The organism is Bacillus sp. CH140a_4T (assembly GCF_008923725.1).
Taxonomy (GTDB): domain Bacteria; phylum Bacillota; class Bacilli; order Bacillales; family Bacillaceae_G; genus Bacillus_A.
The window spans coordinates 95,749-112,274 of the sequence record NZ_WBPF01000016.1; the positions used below are offsets into that span (position 1 = coordinate 95,749).

Consider the following 16,526-nt stretch of genomic DNA (forward strand, 5'->3'; position numbering starts at 1 on the left):
GAGAGGAGCTTACGGGAAGAGGTGTTAAAAAGTGAAGAAACCGATAAAAGAACAAAAGATGGTATTGGTCATTCTTTTGAGTAATATATTTATCGCTTTTTTAGGGATTGGATTAATCATTCCGGTTATGCCGTCCTTTATGAATGACATGAGTTTAACAGGGAAGACGATGGGGTATCTCGTTGCAGTGTTTGCAATGGCTCAGCTTATAGCTTCACCTATTACAGGCCGGTGGGTCGATCTTTACGGTAGGAAGAAAATGATCATCATTGGATTATTTATTTTTGGTGTTTCAGAACTTCTTTTTGGATTAGGAAAAGATGTGTGGATGCTTTATGCAGCACGGGTGTTAGGCGGAATTAGTGCCGCATTTATTATGCCTGGTGTTACGGCATATGTTGCGGATATTACATCTATGCAGGAACGTCCAAAGGCGATGGGATATTTATCTGCGGCGATTAGTACTGGGTTTATTATAGGGCCTGGAATTGGCGGATTTATTGCAGAATACGGTATACGTGTACCGTTTTTCGTTGCAGCAGCAATTGCTTTTATAGCATGTGTAATTTCTATCTTTATTTTAAAAGAGCCGTTAACGAAAGAAGAGCTTGCAGAGATTTCTTCTAATACGAAAGAATCAAGTTTTATTGGTGATTTAAAGAAATCATTACATCCAATGTATGCAATTGCATTTATTATCGTATTTGTACTCGCATTCGGATTATCAGCGTATGAAACTGTGTTTAGTCTGTTCTCTGATCATAAGTTTGGATTCACACCGAAAGATATTGCGGCGATTATTACAATTAGTTCAATCTTTGGGGTAGTTGTGCAAGTATTTATGTTTGGCAAATTGGTCGACATGTTCGGTGAAAAAGTGTTAATTCAAATCTGTTTAATTGTAGGTGCAGTATTAGCGTTTGTTTCAACTGTAGTCTTTAATTATTGGATTGTACTTCTCGTTACTTGCTTCATTTTCCTTGCATTTGATTTACTACGTCCAGCTTTAACGACGTTCTTATCAAAAGCAGCTGGAAAAGAGCAAGGATTCGTTGCTGGTATGAACTCGACTTATACGAGTTTAGGAAATATCGCAGGACCAGCGATGGGCGGAATATTATTTGATATGAATATTCATTATCCATATGCTTTCTCAGGAGTTGTTTTAATAGTTGGTCTCGCTATTACATTTATGTGGAGAGAGAAACAGCTAGCTGAAAGTTTTGCGAAGTAATGAGAATAAAGAGTTATTGGAAAGCCCCTTTTTGTAAGGGGCTTTTTGCATGTGAATGCGGGACTCGCTTTTTATATAATTTTTAAAATGGATCAACTTCAGCTAAATTTGGAGTAGTTCTAGGCTTTAGTAAAAGATTTTTTAAAGTTCCTACTTCAGAAAGAGCTACTAATATGTAGCCGCTAATCAGTACGATAAGCCCGATAACGCGTAACGTTTGTAAGCTCACTTCACGAGTATTTGTTTCAGTAGGATTTGGGGGCGTTGAAGGTGGAGTGTTATTCATAATTAAGGCTCCCATCTTTTGTATTTATATATGTGTAAAATCATGAGTTAACTTATGGATAGGAATGGTATAGTCATTTTCACTATATGAGAATTGCCTATGAAAAGTGATTAGAAATTTTGGGACGAGAAAAGAGTGTAAACCAAAAGGTCATTAAAACTGCACTTTTGGATTACACTCTTTTTATTTATCCCGCTATTTGTGGAGGTCGGATTGCCTGTAAGCGACCAGTTGGTGAGGGCTAATAATCAGTAGGGGATGAACAAAACCCCACTGATTAAATTTTTTTCATACAAATAAAATGAGGTTAGCCAAAGTAACTATCCTAATATACGCAATGATTCTTCAATAAACGCGGGGATATCCTCCGGTTGTCTACTTGTTACTAGCTGATTTTGGCATACGACAACCTCTTTGTCATGAAAATGTCCACCAGCATTTTTTAAGTCAACCTCAATGGATTTATAGCCAGTCACATCGCGTCCTTCAAGTGTTTGTGCAGTGATGAGTAATTGGGGTCCGTGACAAATAGCAAAAACAGGTTTTTTCGCATCCATACATGCTTTGCTAAATCGAACAAAACGTTCATCTGCACGAAGTATATCTGGGGAAAATCCGCCTGGTATGAAGAGGGCATCAAAGTCCTCTGAAGAAACATCATCGATACCTTTATCGATTACGACTTCACTATTTCCTTGTTTACCGTGTACTGTTTTACCTTTTTCTGCTTCAATAGTTGTTAATTCATATCCTTTTTGATGAAAAGCTTCCACTGGCTCTGTGTATTCTGTATCCTCGAAATAATCCGTTATTAAAATAGCAATTTTTTTACTCAGTGCAATCAGCTCCTTATATTGTATTATCGGTTTCAGAATCGTCCTTGAGCAATGTCTTTTATAAAGTGAAACTTTAATTCATATTTTTCCATTCCCTTCAGTTCCTTTGCCCTGTTAATTTAATACATACCCTTTTTATTAGGACGTAAACATGTATTATCATCTTTGTATGTAAAAATCATAGAATAGCGGTTGTTGCGGTAATTCTTGTTTGAGGAAAAAAATAAAAAAGCCAAGGAGATAATTTATTTTCTCCTTGGCTTTTAAGATACTTCTTTTCGTTAAAACGAAGAAACGCGTTGCTTCGTTTTTGGTACAATAATAAATTTGATCCAGATTAACCCGATAATCATAATGATAAGGCTATGTAAAAATTGACCTGTAGCAATGAGTATAACAGTTGAAAATACAACGAGTTGAATACTTAGTAATATAAAGATTAAGCGAAGAAATTGATTCATTCGTTTTTCAGTATCAATCGGATATAATGCTACGATAATATTTCCTGAAAAATATTTCCACAAGGAACGGAGCTGCATAGAAATCATATATAGGACGATATATGCGATAGCGCCTTTTACGTATATGTTTGGTATAAAATATAAGGCGAAGGCACCGATCAATCCTAAGCGAATATATATACCGAAATAATCATTTCCGCGTAAAAATGCTAGTGTATGTAAGTAGAAGAAAGTTGCTCGCTTTTTATGTAATAAAGGTTCAATCCAATTTGTAAGCCATTTTCTTTTATTTACTTGCTTATTTAGTTGCGGCACATCGGTGAAGATGCTAGCAAATTGATAAAAACGAACGTTCATTTTTTCTTCTTGTTCAATTATGTAATCCCACGGTATTCGTTTTGTTGGCTGCTTTTTCGTATATAGAAGCAGGAAAGCAAGTAGTAAGAGTAATCCGCCTAATATGAGAACATTTGCTGAGTAAAACAGCATGTAAATAATTAGTGCGTTACAAGTAATCCGAATAATGAACCATATGTTTTTTTCGTGACTATCACGCCATATCCAATGTATGTACATGTTCCAAGCTTTCGTAATCATTAAAACGAGAAAGATTGTACATAAGAAAGGTACCGTTAATTGTAATGACTGCAATGCAAGTGGAACGAGAATAAGGAACGTAAATAATAATGGGAAAAGCTGAATGATGTAATTATATAGAAGAGATTTTTTGAAATAAGATGTTAGTTTCTCTTCTAGTGCGAGTAAATAGACAGCATCAGGTTTCTGAATAAATGTACGGATAGGGCATCTCGTTATAATCGCTGTTAGGACGATTGTAATAAGTAATAAAGATAGTCCTTTAGCAGGAGCTGTCTTAAGAAACTTTGCGTAATAGTAAGCACCTATACAGACAACGAAGATAAAGCTATATAGTAAACCGTTAATCATACGTGCAAAGTATGTAATGATATTTTGAATATGTTGTTGGAAGCGACTGCTCCATAGCGATTCGATTGACATGTTTTTCACCTCTTTGTTCTATTATATATGTTTTATAAAAGAAAAAACGAGCAAATTGCGTTACGCAACTTGCTCGTTTTTCTTTTCGTTATTTTTTTTCTGATCACGATTCATTAATGGATAGAAGGCAAAGCCGATTACGAATAAACCAATTCCGAGAAGGAACGTTTTTATATCGGATGCACCTGTTTTAATAACCCATAGTGCGTAACAAAGTGCGATTACTGCGACTATGCCATCTGTAATTCTTGCTCGCACTTCATTTTTATATGTTTCACCAGTTGCGACTAGTTTTAACTGGAAGATTGGTGAAACGAGATATGGAATGAGGTAGGCTAGTGTTGATACGGTAATAACGAATGTATAAGCTTCCGCAATCGTTCCTGATAATGTTGAGAATAAGAACACTTGCGACATAATGTTTGTTAATCGTAATGAGTAAATTGGACTTCCTTTTTTGTTCGTTTTTGTGAAGAAGGAAGGGAAGAAACCTTCTTTTGCTGCTTGATACGGTACTTCCGAGCTTAATAAAATCCAACCTAAGATAGAACCGAATAGGGAAGTAAGAGCAAGTAATGCCATCAGTTTCCCGCCGCCATGACCCATTGCAGCGTTTAATGCGTCTGCTAATGGACGTTCCGAAGCTTGTAATTTATCAACGTGAAGTACACCCATTGTTAAAATGGTAATTCCTAAGTAAATCGCAACTGTAATAAGTAATCCAGCTACTGTTGCGCGTTTTACCGTTTTAGGAGAGGTAGCACGGTTTGATAAAAGTACTGCTGATTCAATTCCGATAAACGCCCAAAGCGTCGTAAGAGCGGCTAAATTTACTTGTGAAAGAAGGCCGTGTGATACACCTGATTTATCGATCATCGGTGTGTACCATTGTCCAAACTTAGAAGCTTCGAATGCAAATAACGTAACGACGATGAATAAAAGGAATCCAGTTACTTTCGTTGTTGTTGCTAAGAAGTTTAGCTTTCCAGCTCCGCTTACACCGTTTGTTAATATAATATGAGTTCCCCAAAGTAAGATGGAACAAATAGTAAATGTAATGAGTTTTCCAACTTCTATATCGAACGAGCCGATTGAAAATAGTAGTCGTGTATCTTTCATAATTGGGAAGAAGAGTGATAAATATCCCGCGAAAGATGTAATGATGGCAACGTTACTTGCCCAGTTTGCAACCCAATATCCCCATACCATACTGAAACCAGCCATTTTTTTCTTTTTTGGTGATGAGAATAAAGCATATGCATGACTTTGTGGTCCTGTCGTTAAATCAGGACGACGAATTGCTAAATTACCGAAAACAAGAGCTAGCATTAAAACACCAAACCCTGTTGTTAACCAAGCTAAAGTGACACCGAGAGGGCTTGCTGTTTGTGCCAACGTACTTGGCACCATGAAAATCCCAGCGCCAACCATGTTACCGACAACGAAAGCTGTTAGTACCCAAAAGCCCCATTTTTTTTGTTGCATAGAAAATACCTCCAAAGTTAGTATAACCAAGTCAAGCGAGGAGATATGTATGTCTTCTTAGTAGAGAAGAGAAGTCCCAAACAAAACAAAAAAAGCACGTAATTTGCCGCTACATGCTTTCTATCTTATAAGAAACCCACGACATACCTCTCGATAGCTCTCCACAAACGAAACGTTTGTGACAGTTCTGCACTTATTAAATGCAGACCCAGCAAGCGTGCATGGTGGACACAACTTACTTCGGCAATCATTCCTTTCTCATTCCTTCATCAATGCCACTACATCTCCTGAAACGATACTCTTAATGATTGCAACCTCTACCTCACCGAGATACGAATGAGGATTTAAATATTAAATTAACGTCTTTAAGAGTAACAAATGTATTTTTATACGTCAATGGATATAGTAATAATCAGATTATAGAGAAGAGTTAGTCATTAGGAATGGATAATTATTTGATATAAAAGAAGCTGATCTAAAACTAGATCAGCTTCTACATATAAGATTAAACTAAGTTTAATACAGTTACTTTTTCACGTGTCATAGACTCAAGGCTCTTACGAATACCTTGTGCGCCCATACCTGAACCTTTTACACCGATGAATGGGAAGTGGTCAGGGCCGCGCTCTGTGCGTCCGTTAATTTGAACAGAACCAGTTTCGATTTTGTTAGCAATTGCAAATGCTTTGTTAATGTCTTTTGTGAAGACACTTGCTTGCAGACCGAACTCTGATTTGTTAGCAATTTCAATTGCTTGCTCATCTGAAGAAACACGGATGATTGGAAGAATTGGGCCAAATGGCTCTTCCCAAGCAACTTTCATTTCTTCTGTTACGTGGTCGATTAATGTTGGATAAATTAAGTTACGCTCACGTTTGTTACCGATAACGATCGTAGCACCTTTTTCTACAGCGTCGTCAACTAAACCTTGAACGAAGTCAGCAGACTTGTCGTCGATTAATGGAACGATTGTGCTATCTTGTTCTGGAGATCCAACTGATAGTTCAGCTACTTGCGCTTTTAATAAGCTAACAAGCTCGTCTGCTACGTTTTCGTGTACAAGTACACGTTTAATAGCTGTACAACGTTGACCAGAGTAAGAGAATGCACCGCTTACGATATGGTTTGCAGCATCTTGTAAGTCAGCATCTTCACGAACGATACCAGGGTCTTTACCACCAAGTTCTAATACAAGTGGAATCATTGCAGCTTTTTTCGCTAAATGTTTACCTGTGTTTGTACCGCCTGTGAACGATACCATATTGATACCTTCGTGTTCTACTAAGTAGTCACCAATTACAGAACCGCGTCCTGTCGCTACGTTTACAAGTCCTTTTGGAAGGCCAGCTTTATGAAGTGCTTCCACCATTTTAATACCGCTAATTGCACCTTGAGTTGCTGGTTTGAAAATAACAGCGTTACCCATAATTAATGCTGGTGCAAGTTTTGCAGCAGATAAGTTTACTGGGTAGTTAAACGGTGCGATTGCTAATACAACACCAAGTGGTGCGCGTTGGATGATCGCAAGTTTAGATTTCGTTCCGCCAGGGAAGCTATCGCCCATCATGCTTTCTCCGTGCATATGAAGAGCTTCTTCAATCGTGTAACGAATGAAATCAGCTGTACGAACAACTTCTTTCTTCGCATCTTTATATCCTTTACCGACTTCTTTCATAATGATATCGGCAATTTCGTCTTGCATATTTACGAGCTCATCAGCCCATTTATATAAATATTTTGCGCGATCTTGTAGAGAAGCTTCTGCCCATGATTTTTGAGCTTCTTTTGCAGATGCAATTGCTTCATCTACTTCTCCGCGAGTAATTGCTTGTACTTGTCCAATTACTTCGTGTAAGTATGGAGATGGAATTTCGATTGTTTCTCCTGAAGAGCTTTCTCTCCATTCTCCGTTTAAATAAAATTTGTACGTATTGCTAGTTGTCATGATTAGTCCTCCTAAAATAGCAACTTGTAAGAGTGAGTATAAGGTGATTGTAGGGTGTTTGATAACATTTTTCAAATGAAATGTTTGTGAAAACGATTTCTTATTCTTTTTTTATTTTGTATGCCCTTTCTTACAGAAGATTCCCTTATTTCAAAATGAGGTAGCGTATATTTTTATTCGGTGTGTAAAAAAACAATTGACAGAATACTCAATAAAGTTGTAAGATTATAAATGGAAAATAAATGAAGGGGGTGTGCGTAATGATTGTAATCGTAAATGTAATGGGCTTAGCTCTGTTAAATGGCAGAAAACATTCATATCATTACGCAACCCGTGCGGATATATAAGGCATCTTTGTCTTATAAAAAGCGTACGTTGCGTATATCGTAACGTACGCTTTTATGCATTTTTGTGCATATCGTCAAGCGGCGGTATGCTTTTTTTTGTTTTCCACGTTACTATATAAAACTTTGGAAGGTGGAAAAATGTGATGAGATTGTATGGATTACGAAATGTAAATGTGATGGATCTGGATAGTGGGTAAAGAAATGAGAGTGAAACGAGAACGAGAAGGGAGAGGTCACATTGTTATCAGTATTACTAAAGTTAAAATGGTTTTTTAAAGAGCATTGGAAGAGATATAGTATCGCCATTGGAGCTCTTTTGATTGTAAATATAGTTGAAGTTATTCCTCCGAAAGTGTTAGGGGTTACGATTGATAATATAAAAACAGGAACGTTAACGAATGCAGCGATTATGCAATTTATTCTTATTTTAGTAGGGGTTACGGTAATTGGATATGGTCTTACTTTCGTTTGGCAACATCAATTGTTTGGCGGTGCATTCGTACTGGAGAGAACGATGCGCTCTAAATTTATGGGGCATTTACTTAAAATGACACCGACGTTTTATCAAAAAAATCGTACTGGCGATTTAATGGCGAGAGCGACAAATGACTTAAAAGCAATTGCTATGACAGCTGGTTTCGGTATATTAACGCTCGTGGATTCGAGTTTATATATGCTTACGATCGTTTGTATGATGGGATTTACAATTAGTTGGGAGCTTACATTTGCGGCACTTATACCGCTTCCGATTATGGCGTATGCGATGAATATATATGGAAAGAAATTGCATGAAAGATTTACAGTTGCGCAAGATGCATTTGGTGATATGAACGATAAAGTACTTGAATCAATCGCTGGTGTGCGCGTTATTCGTGCGTATGTACAAGAGAACGCAGATCAAGAAAGATTTCATCATTTAGGAGATGACGTCTACGAAAAAAATATGAAAGTAGCAAGAATTGATGCATTATTCCAGCCGACTGTGAAAATGCTTGTTGGCCTTAGTTATTTAATTGGTTTAGTATATGGCGCATATCTTGTATTTCAATCAAAGGTAACACTTGGTGAACTCGTTTCTTTTAACGTGTATTTAGGGATGATGATTTGGCCGATGTTTGCAATTGGCGAATTAATCAATGTTATGCAAAGAGGAAATGCTTCGTTAGACCGTGTGAATGAAACGTTAGCGTATGAACCAGATGTAAAAGATCCAAAAAATCCAAAGCTTGTACAAGAGCCGGATTATATTCAGTTTGATGACGTTACCTTTTCATATCCTTCATCAACTGAAACAAATTTAAAGAAGGTTTCGTTTACATTAAAACAAGGAGAAACGCTAGGGGTTGTCGGGAAAACAGGAAGCGGAAAAACGACGCTTGTACGTCAGCTTCTGCGTCAATATCCGCTTGGTGATGGGGATATTGCGGTCTCTGATGTGACGTTAGATAAAATAACAAATGAAAATGTACTCGGATGGATTGGGTATGTACCTCAGGAACATATTTTGTTCTCAAAAACAGCGAGGGAAAATATTTTATTCGGAAACCGAGAAGCGACTGAAGAAGAACTCGAGAAAGCGATTGAAATTGCGGCGTTTACAAAGGATTTAGAGTTTTTACCAGAAGGGTTAGAAACGCTCGTTGGAGAGAAGGGTGTTTCTTTATCAGGAGGGCAAAAACAAAGGATTTCAATTGCGCGAGCTGTGATTCAAAATCCAGAAATTTTAATTTTGGACGATTCTTTATCAGCTGTTGATGCTCGTACGGAAGCAGCGATCATTGAAAATATAAGAACAGAAAGAAGCGGAAAGACGACGATTATTACGACGCATCGTTTATCGGCCGTACAACATGCGGATTGGATTCTCGTTATGGATGAAGGCAAAGTTATGGAAGAAGGTACGCATGATCAGCTTATCCGAAGCGGGGGTTGGTATGCTGAGCAGTTTGAAAGGCAACAAGGGGAAAGTGAAAGTGCGGATAATGGGGTGAAAATATGAGCGTTTCAAAACGATTGTTTCAATATGCGATGAAAGTGAAAGGGGCAATTTTTGCAGCGATGCTAATGTTATTTATTTTCGTCATCGCAGAGCTTGCTGGTCCTTTCGTCGCGAAAACGATGATTGACGATCATATCGTCGGGATAGAGAAACCTTGGTATGAAACAGAAAAGAGTGAAGAGGCTGTTTCGTATAATGGCGCCTTTTATAAGCGAAGTGATCGCTTCCAGGAAGGTGAGAAAAAAGGAAAAGAAGTACGCGTGATGCAAGTCGGTTTTCAATATTACTTTGTACCAAATAAAGTGAATGCTGAAGGGTCACGTACTGTAAAAGATGATATGATTACCGTCCAAAATGGTAAGGCAGTGCAAGTGTATAAAGCGAAAGCATTAACGAAAGAAGAAGTGTTTGCATTTTATAAACCAGAAATCCCCCACCTATTATTACTTGGTGGTGGTTATTTCGCTTTATTAGTAGTTGTCTCATTATTTGCATACGGAAAGCAATTTTTCTTACAGAAGGCAGCGAACAAAATTATTCAAATTATGAGGGAGGATGTCTTTTCTCATATCCAAACGTTGCCGATTCGTTATTTCGATCATTTACCAGCAGGGAAAATTGTATCGCGTGTAACGAATGATACGGAAGCCATTCGTGATTTATACGTAACGGTACTAGCGACATTCGTTTCTAGTATCATTTATATTATCGGGATATTCGCTGCGCTATTTTTACTCGATGTAAAATTGGCGACGTTATGTTTACTTATCATCCCGATTTTAATTGTGTGGGCGATTCTTTATAGAAAGTATGCGTCTGTATACAATCATAAAATGCGCTCACGTTTATCTGATATTAACGGAACAGTGAATGAATCTATTCAAGGGATGCCAATTATTCAAGCGTTTCGTCAAGAGCGTGAAACGAAAAAAGAGTTTGAAGAATTAAATGGCGATTATTTTAAGTATCAAAATAAAATTTTGAATTTAAATGCAGCAACTTCTCATAATTTAGTGTCTGTATTAAGAAATATCGCTTTTACAGGTGTGATTTGGTATTTCGGTGGCGCTTCATTAAGTGCTTCAGGCGTCATTTCTCTAGGGATACTGTATGCGTTCGTTGATTATTTAACGAGATTGTTCTCTCCGATTACAAATATGGTAAATCAGCTTGCTAACTTAGAACAATCGCGTGTTGCATCAGAACGTGTTTTTGAATTGTTAGAGGAAAAAGGGGAAGCAGTAGAAGAGGAACGTATGCCTCGCTTACAAGGAAATGTGAAGTTTGATAATGTTTCATTTTCTTATAATGGAAAAGATGAAGTACTAAAAAATATTTCTTTTGAAGCGAAACAAGGCGAGACAGTGGCACTTGTCGGTCATACTGGATCAGGAAAAAGTTCGATTATGAATGTACTCTTTCAGTTTTATGAGTTTGAAAAAGGAAAGCTTACGATTGACGGTCATGATGTAAAAGAGATGCCGAAACAAGCAACACGTGAACATATGGGAATCGTACTGCAAGATCCGTTTTTATTTAGCGGGACGGTGGCATCCAATGTTAGCTTAGAGAACGAAAAAATTTCAAAAGAGCGCATCGTAAAAGCATTACGTGATGTTGGTGCTGAACGGTTTGCGAACAATATAGATGAAGAAATTACGGAGAAAGGAAGTACACTTTCAACCGGAGAACGTCAGCTTATATCGTTTGCTAGGGCGCTCGCTTTTGACCCAGCCATTTTAATTTTAGATGAGGCAACGTCTAGTATCGATACAGAAACAGAGGCGATGATCCAACAAGCGCTAGAAGTTGTGAAAAAAGGAAGAACGACATTTATTATCGCTCACCGTCTTTCAACAATTAAAAGCGCAGATCAAATTATTGTGCTTGATAGAGGAACGATTTTAGAAAAAGGCTCTCATGATGAGCTAATGAAAAAGCGTGGGCGTTATTACGATATGTATAAAACGCAAATGGAAGGTAATCAGAGCGCTTAATAGGTACGGGGGAGAACTTGTGATTTTCGCAAGTTCTTTTTTATTGGTGAACACATCGATTCTTCAGAGAATCACGACAGTTAAATAAGAAGTATTGTTTTACCTTTTTCTTTATAAATGCTATATTAAAAAATGTTACTTATTTTTTGTATGTAGCGTTTTTTCCCCTTTTGTTTGATTATGAAGAAAAAGGATAAACTAAATAAGAACATTTTCATTGAAAAATTGTTCAAGATTGCATACAATCAATATAGTTTTTAAATTCCTATCAGAATACTTGGAGGATTACCATTATGAAAAAATTATTTTCAGTACTTGCAGTAACTACATTAGCGATCGGAATTGTAGCGGGCTGCGGTAAAGAAGAGAAAAAAGATACAGCTAGTCAAGATGCGTTACAAAAGATAAAACAAAGTGGTGAACTTGTAATTGGAACAGAAGGTACATATCCACCGTTCACATTCCACGATTCAAGCAATAAATTAACTGGATTTGACGTTGAATTAGCAGAAGAAGTTTCAAAACGTTTAGGGGTAAAACCTGTATTTAAAGAAACACAATGGGACAGCTTACTTGCTGGTCTAGATGCAAAACGTTTCGACATGGTTGCAAACGAAGTTGGTATTCGTGAAGATCGTCAAAAGAAATATGACTTCTCTAGCCCATACGTTTCATCTTCAGCGGTATTAGTTATTGCGAAGGATAAAGATAAACCTGCTACATTTACTGATGTAAAAGGATTAAAAGCAGCACAATCTTTAACAAGTAACTATGCAGATATTGCTAAGAAAAATGGCGCAGAAATTACGAATGTAGAAGGCTTTAGCCAAGCCGCAGAATTATTAAATACTGGACGCGTTGATTTCACAATTAATGATAAATTATCAGTGTTAAACTACTTAGAAACGAAAAAAGATGCAAAAATTAAAATTGTAGATACAGAAAAAGAAGCGTCACAAAGTGGATTCTTATTCCGTAAAGGTAGCGACAAGCTAGTACAAGAAGTAAATAAAGCGTTAGAAGATATGAAAAAAGATGGTACGTACGATAAAATAGCGAAAAAATGGTTCGGTGAAAATGTATCTAAGTAGTGCGTTGGTTTCAGATCGATTGTCTACTTGGATAGATATTATGCAGTCTTCCTTCATGCCTATGCTGAAGGAAGCTGTGTTTACGACAATTCCATTAACGCTTATTACATTTATTATCGGGATTATACTTGCGACGTTAACGGCGCTCGCACGTATTTCAGGTAGTCGTATTTTACAATGGATTGCTCGTATCTATGTATCTATCATTCGCGGAACGCCACTTCTTGTACAGTTATTTATTATTTTCTATGGTCTTCCAACTCTTAATATTGAAGTTGAGCCATATACAGCAGCAGTTATTGGATTTTCATTAAATGTTGGTGCGTATGCATCTGAAATTATTCGTGCTTCTATCCTTTCAATCCCGAAAGGACAGTGGGAAGCAGCTTACACAATTGGGATGACATATCCGCAAGCGTTAAAACGTGTTATTTTACCGCAAGCAACGCGCGTATCTATCCCGCCGCTTTCGAATACATTTATTAGTTTAGTGAAGGATACTTCATTAGCATCGTTAATTTTAGTAACAGAAATGTTCCGAAAAGCGCAGGAAATTGCGGCAATGAACTACGAGTTTTTAATTGTTTATTTCGAAGCAGGTCTAATTTATTGGGCAATTTGCTTCTTATTATCTATTGTGCAACAAATATTAGAAAAACGTTCAGAACGTTACACTCTAAAATAACCCTTTCATAAAAGGAGTTTTTGTTTTTATGATTTCAATTCAACATTTACAAAAAAGTTTCGGAGATAATACCGTACTAAAGCATATAGATTTATCAGTTGAGAAGGGGGAAGTTGTTGTTATTATCGGCCCATCTGGATCTGGTAAAACGACATTCTTACGTTGTCTCAACGTGTTAGAAACGCCGAATGCTGGTAGTATTCGAATCGGTAATAAAGAGCTCGACTTCTCTCAAAAAGTATCGAAGAAAGATATTGTCAATCTTCGTACGCAAACAGGTATGGTATTCCAGCACCATAATCTATTTCCGCATTTAACAGCACTTCAAAATGTAATGGAAGGGCTCGTTACAGTGAAAAAGATGGGGAAAGAAGAAGCGAAGAAAAAGGCAAACTATTTCCTTGAAAAAGTTGGTCTTGCGGATAAAGTAGACTTATATCCATTCCAATTATCAGGCGGACAACAACAGCGCGTTGGAATTGCTCGCGCGCTTGCGATGGAGCCGGAAGTGTTACTATTTGATGAGCCAACGTCAGCGCTTGATCCTGAACTCGTTCAAGAAGTTTTGAAAGTAATGAAAGAACTTGCGAAAGAAGGCATGACGATGGTGATTGTAACGCACGAAATGCGCTTTGCACATCAAATTGCGAACCGCGTTATTTTCATGGATGGCGGTGTCGTTGTCGAACAAGGTACACCAGAAGATGTATTTACAAATCCAAAAGAAGAACGAACGAAGAAGTTTTTACAAATGTTGCAATAAATGAAGGAAGGTCTCAAGGTATATGCCTTGAGACCTTTTTGCCATATATATTTATTTTTGGAATCCGCCAAGGCTTTGCTCAGCCATTGCAACTAGACGTTTTGTAATTTCTCCACCAACAGAACCGTTAGCACGAGCCGTAGAATCTGCTCCTAATTGTACACCAAATTCTTGAGCGATTTCGTACTTCATTTGATCGATTGCAGCTGTTGCACCTGGTACTACTAATTGATTGTAAGAACTTTGGTTTGCCATAGGAATATATCCTCCTTAGAGTTATAAAAATTTTTTTGGTTGGACTAGCTGGATTTGAACCAGATTATCGCCCCGTTTGGCGCTAATCCATCGGTAATTAAGTTTGTACTCATAGTATGGATGTTACCTAGAAAGATATACGAAATAATAATTTGTAAATTTTGTAAAAAATATTAGTGATTTCGTAAATTATGAAATAAGAGTAATCGTTGTATTTTTTAGAAAGAAGGCTAAACTAAGAGCGATTTGAAATATGCTTTTCTTTTTGTATCCCGCTACTCGGGGGCAAATCATTAACTTCTTATTTATGACTTATTACAATTAAATCTGTAGCAACTTCATAGCCGGTTCTACGTATGACTAGATGCTTTTAAACGAAAACGTATGGAGGAATCATGATGGGAATTTGCCCGCTTTGTAACGCATTAGAATCACAAACATATTCTTGTCAAAATTGCCAAGGTATACTCCAAGATTATGGGAAAACTGTAGATTACATAGACGATTATAGTGCGTATATGGATCAAGAATTATTAAGCGTAGTAGATGGTTTAACACATAGTAATTCACAAGAGTACTGCAATCATGTTTTTTATTGCGGGATGTGTAATGTGGAAACAGAGGTTGTAGTGAAACTTGTGTAAATAGAAAACTTCCACCTTATGAATGAGGTGGAAGTTTTTGTTTTCGTATTTGTGAGTGAATCATAGGGGAAGGGATATGCTCGGTGTTTGAGGAAGCATCTGATTTTATTTGAGACATTTTTTCTTTTGCATCGCGCAAAGAATGTTCAGTTAAGTAGATGGCATATTCGTAAAATAATTGGCGCGTCAGTTCACTTTGTTCTTTTAACTTTTCATCTTGAAATACAGTCCGCCCAGGTTTAGAGTTTGCTTCAAAGAGCCACGGGTTTTCCTGCGTGTCTAAACCGATATCAAAGCCGATTTCTCCGATATTTCCGGTTACTTGTTCATCGAGCGCGTAACTGATTTGTAAGGCTGTATGTTTTAATTTATTTTCAATTTGAACTTGTTTCGTTGAATCTGGAAAAAGTTCTTGCAGTAATTTTGTATTCCCGCCGCTATTTACATGCGTTGTTAAGCTACCTTTGCCAGCAATTTTTGCGACGATTGCACTGACCATCCATTGGCCGAAGTGATTTTTATTTGTATGAATGCGGAAATCAACAGGTTGCCCATCGAAGCGAAGTAAGGAAATACCTTGTTGTACGATAAATTTTTTTAAATCATGTCCTTTTAACACATGATTTAAAAGCGTTTCTAATGATTGGTACTTTCTTAGTTTATTTTCTTCATTTTCGCGATAACGACAGTAGTAGCAATTCTCTGCTTGAGAATAAAATAGTTGATGAATATTTCTCCCGAAGCTACCGTGTATCGGTTTCATGTAAATCGATTTGTACGTTCCGAGAAATCGTTCAACTTGTTCGAAGTGCTGAAATGTTTCTGTGTTTGGTAAGAACGGCATAATGGATTCATCTTTCACAAGAAGTTGATGCACTTCCCATTTATTAAAAAAACCTGGATTAAACCATGGAATAGCATAGTTATGCTCTAATTTTCTTTTTGCTCTTACGATCGGTTTATAATTTTCGGCTTTCCGATTTGGTAATCGGTCATAAATGACATTCGGGAAAGGTACTTTTTTCTTAATCCATTGCCCTTCTTGAAAGAAATATCCTTCAATTGTTTCATCTTCCCAGTCTATATGTTCCACACCAAAAACGAATACAAACGGTCTCAAAGTGAATGGCGGCGTTAGTAACTCGCCAAGAGAAGTTGAACGGCGTCCTAAAGGATTAGAAGAGTCATCGTTAAAACCAGTTGTAAAAATCCCGATTAATGGTCCGAAAATAATCGTTTCATTTTGCGTGAATGCATGGATGGTAGTGGAATGAGGAAGTAAAAGTTTCTCTGCGATTTGTTTTCCGATAATGATTTCGCGAGTAAAGGAATAATGAATTTTCACCTCTTCACTGGCAACATGGCGTATGCCGAAAGAGAGGGATGTAATCGGTGGTGTAATGGAAAAAATATAAGGTAAAGTAATACTATTTGGGTGCTCATCTGAAATGTTTAATGTATATATGTGCTCTTTCAAA

The 16,526-nt window shown here is 37.1% G+C and carries 14 protein-coding genes and 1 riboswitch; of the genes, 7 read left to right on the forward strand and 7 right to left on the reverse strand.

The annotated features are described in order from the left end of the window. Positions 1-31: 31 nt before the first annotated feature. Positions 32-1,234: an MFS transporter gene (locus F8162_RS15940; protein WP_151631543.1), complete on the forward strand. Its 1,203-nt coding sequence runs from the start codon at positions 32-34 to the stop codon at positions 1,232-1,234. A gap of 82 nt (positions 1,235-1,316) precedes the next feature. Here the strand turns inward: F8162_RS15940 and F8162_RS15945 are convergent, their stop codons facing one another. The 5 genes from F8162_RS15945 to gapN form a co-directional block, all read right to left on the reverse strand. Next, positions 1,317-1,520 (reverse strand): hypothetical protein, encoded by a 204-nt coding sequence (locus F8162_RS15945; RefSeq protein WP_151631542.1) that lies wholly within the window; start codon positions 1,518-1,520, stop codon positions 1,317-1,319. 320 nt (positions 1,521-1,840) lie between these two features. Next, a complete protein-coding gene (locus F8162_RS15950; RefSeq protein ID WP_151631541.1) occupies positions 1,841-2,356 on the reverse strand; it encodes a type 1 glutamine amidotransferase domain-containing protein in 516 nt (171 codons plus the stop codon). 281 nt (positions 2,357-2,637) lie between these two features. Next, positions 2,638-3,837 (reverse strand): ABC transporter permease, encoded by a 1,200-nt coding sequence (locus F8162_RS15955; RefSeq protein ID WP_151631540.1) that lies wholly within the window; start codon positions 3,835-3,837, stop codon positions 2,638-2,640. A gap of 60 nt (positions 3,838-3,897) precedes the next feature. Further along, on the reverse strand, positions 3,898-5,322 hold the full coding sequence (locus F8162_RS15960; RefSeq protein ID WP_151631539.1) for an amino acid permease: 1,425 nt from the start codon (positions 5,320-5,322) through the stop codon (positions 3,898-3,900). Between the two features lie 146 nt (positions 5,323-5,468). Then, positions 5,469-5,650, reverse strand: a riboswitch (Lysine riboswitch). A gap of 177 nt (positions 5,651-5,827) precedes the next feature. Then, the gene (gene gapN / locus F8162_RS15965) at positions 5,828-7,267 is read right to left on the reverse strand and encodes an NADP-dependent glyceraldehyde-3-phosphate dehydrogenase (RefSeq protein WP_061677872.1); all 1,440 of its coding nucleotides are present in this window, start codon (positions 7,265-7,267) and stop codon (positions 5,828-5,830) included. Positions 7,268-7,852: 585 nt separating this feature from the next. On the opposite strand from gapN, the gene F8162_RS15975 reads away from it, so the two are divergent. From F8162_RS15975 to F8162_RS16000, 5 genes are all read left to right on the forward strand, one after another. Beyond that, a complete protein-coding gene (locus F8162_RS15975; RefSeq protein ID WP_151631538.1) occupies positions 7,853-9,613 on the forward strand; it encodes an ABC transporter ATP-binding protein in 1,761 nt (586 codons plus the stop codon). After that, positions 9,610-11,610 carry an ABC transporter ATP-binding protein gene (locus tag F8162_RS15980; RefSeq protein WP_151631537.1) on the forward strand — a complete coding sequence of 667 codons (2,001 nt, stop codon included), beginning with the start codon at positions 9,610-9,612 and terminating at the stop codon, positions 11,608-11,610. The genes F8162_RS15975 and F8162_RS15980 overlap by 4 nt, the downstream gene beginning before the upstream one ends. A gap of 293 nt (positions 11,611-11,903) precedes the next feature. Continuing rightward, the gene (locus F8162_RS15990; RefSeq protein ID WP_151631536.1) at positions 11,904-12,701 is read left to right on the forward strand and encodes an amino acid ABC transporter substrate-binding protein; all 798 of its coding nucleotides are present in this window, start codon (positions 11,904-11,906) and stop codon (positions 12,699-12,701) included. Continuing rightward, on the forward strand, positions 12,688-13,386 hold the full coding sequence (locus tag F8162_RS15995; protein ID WP_033657688.1) for an amino acid ABC transporter permease: 699 nt from the start codon (positions 12,688-12,690) through the stop codon (positions 13,384-13,386). Before F8162_RS15990 ends, F8162_RS15995 begins: the two co-directional genes overlap by 14 nt. 28 nt (positions 13,387-13,414) lie before the next feature. After that, positions 13,415-14,149: an amino acid ABC transporter ATP-binding protein gene (locus F8162_RS16000; protein ID WP_098884280.1), complete on the forward strand. Its 735-nt coding sequence runs from the start codon at positions 13,415-13,417 to the stop codon at positions 14,147-14,149. Positions 14,150-14,200: 51 nt separating this feature from the next. Here the strand turns inward: F8162_RS16000 and sasP are convergent, their stop codons facing one another. Then, positions 14,201-14,404, reverse strand: a complete 204-nt coding sequence (gene sasP / locus F8162_RS16005) for a small acid-soluble spore protein, SasP family (RefSeq protein ID WP_000013349.1) — start codon at positions 14,402-14,404, stop codon at positions 14,201-14,203. Positions 14,405-14,802: 398 nt separating this feature from the next. Between sasP and F8162_RS16010 the strand changes: the two genes are divergently transcribed. After that, on the forward strand, positions 14,803-15,048 hold the full coding sequence (locus F8162_RS16010; RefSeq protein WP_151631788.1) for a hypothetical protein: 246 nt from the start codon (positions 14,803-14,805) through the stop codon (positions 15,046-15,048). A gap of 16 nt (positions 15,049-15,064) precedes the next feature. On the opposite strand, the gene F8162_RS16015 is transcribed toward F8162_RS16010, so the two are convergent. After that, positions 15,065-16,525 carry a YheC/YheD family protein gene (locus F8162_RS16015; RefSeq protein WP_151631535.1) on the reverse strand — a complete coding sequence of 487 codons (1,461 nt, stop codon included), beginning with the start codon at positions 16,523-16,525 and terminating at the stop codon, positions 15,065-15,067. Position 16,526: the final 1 nt, after the last annotated feature.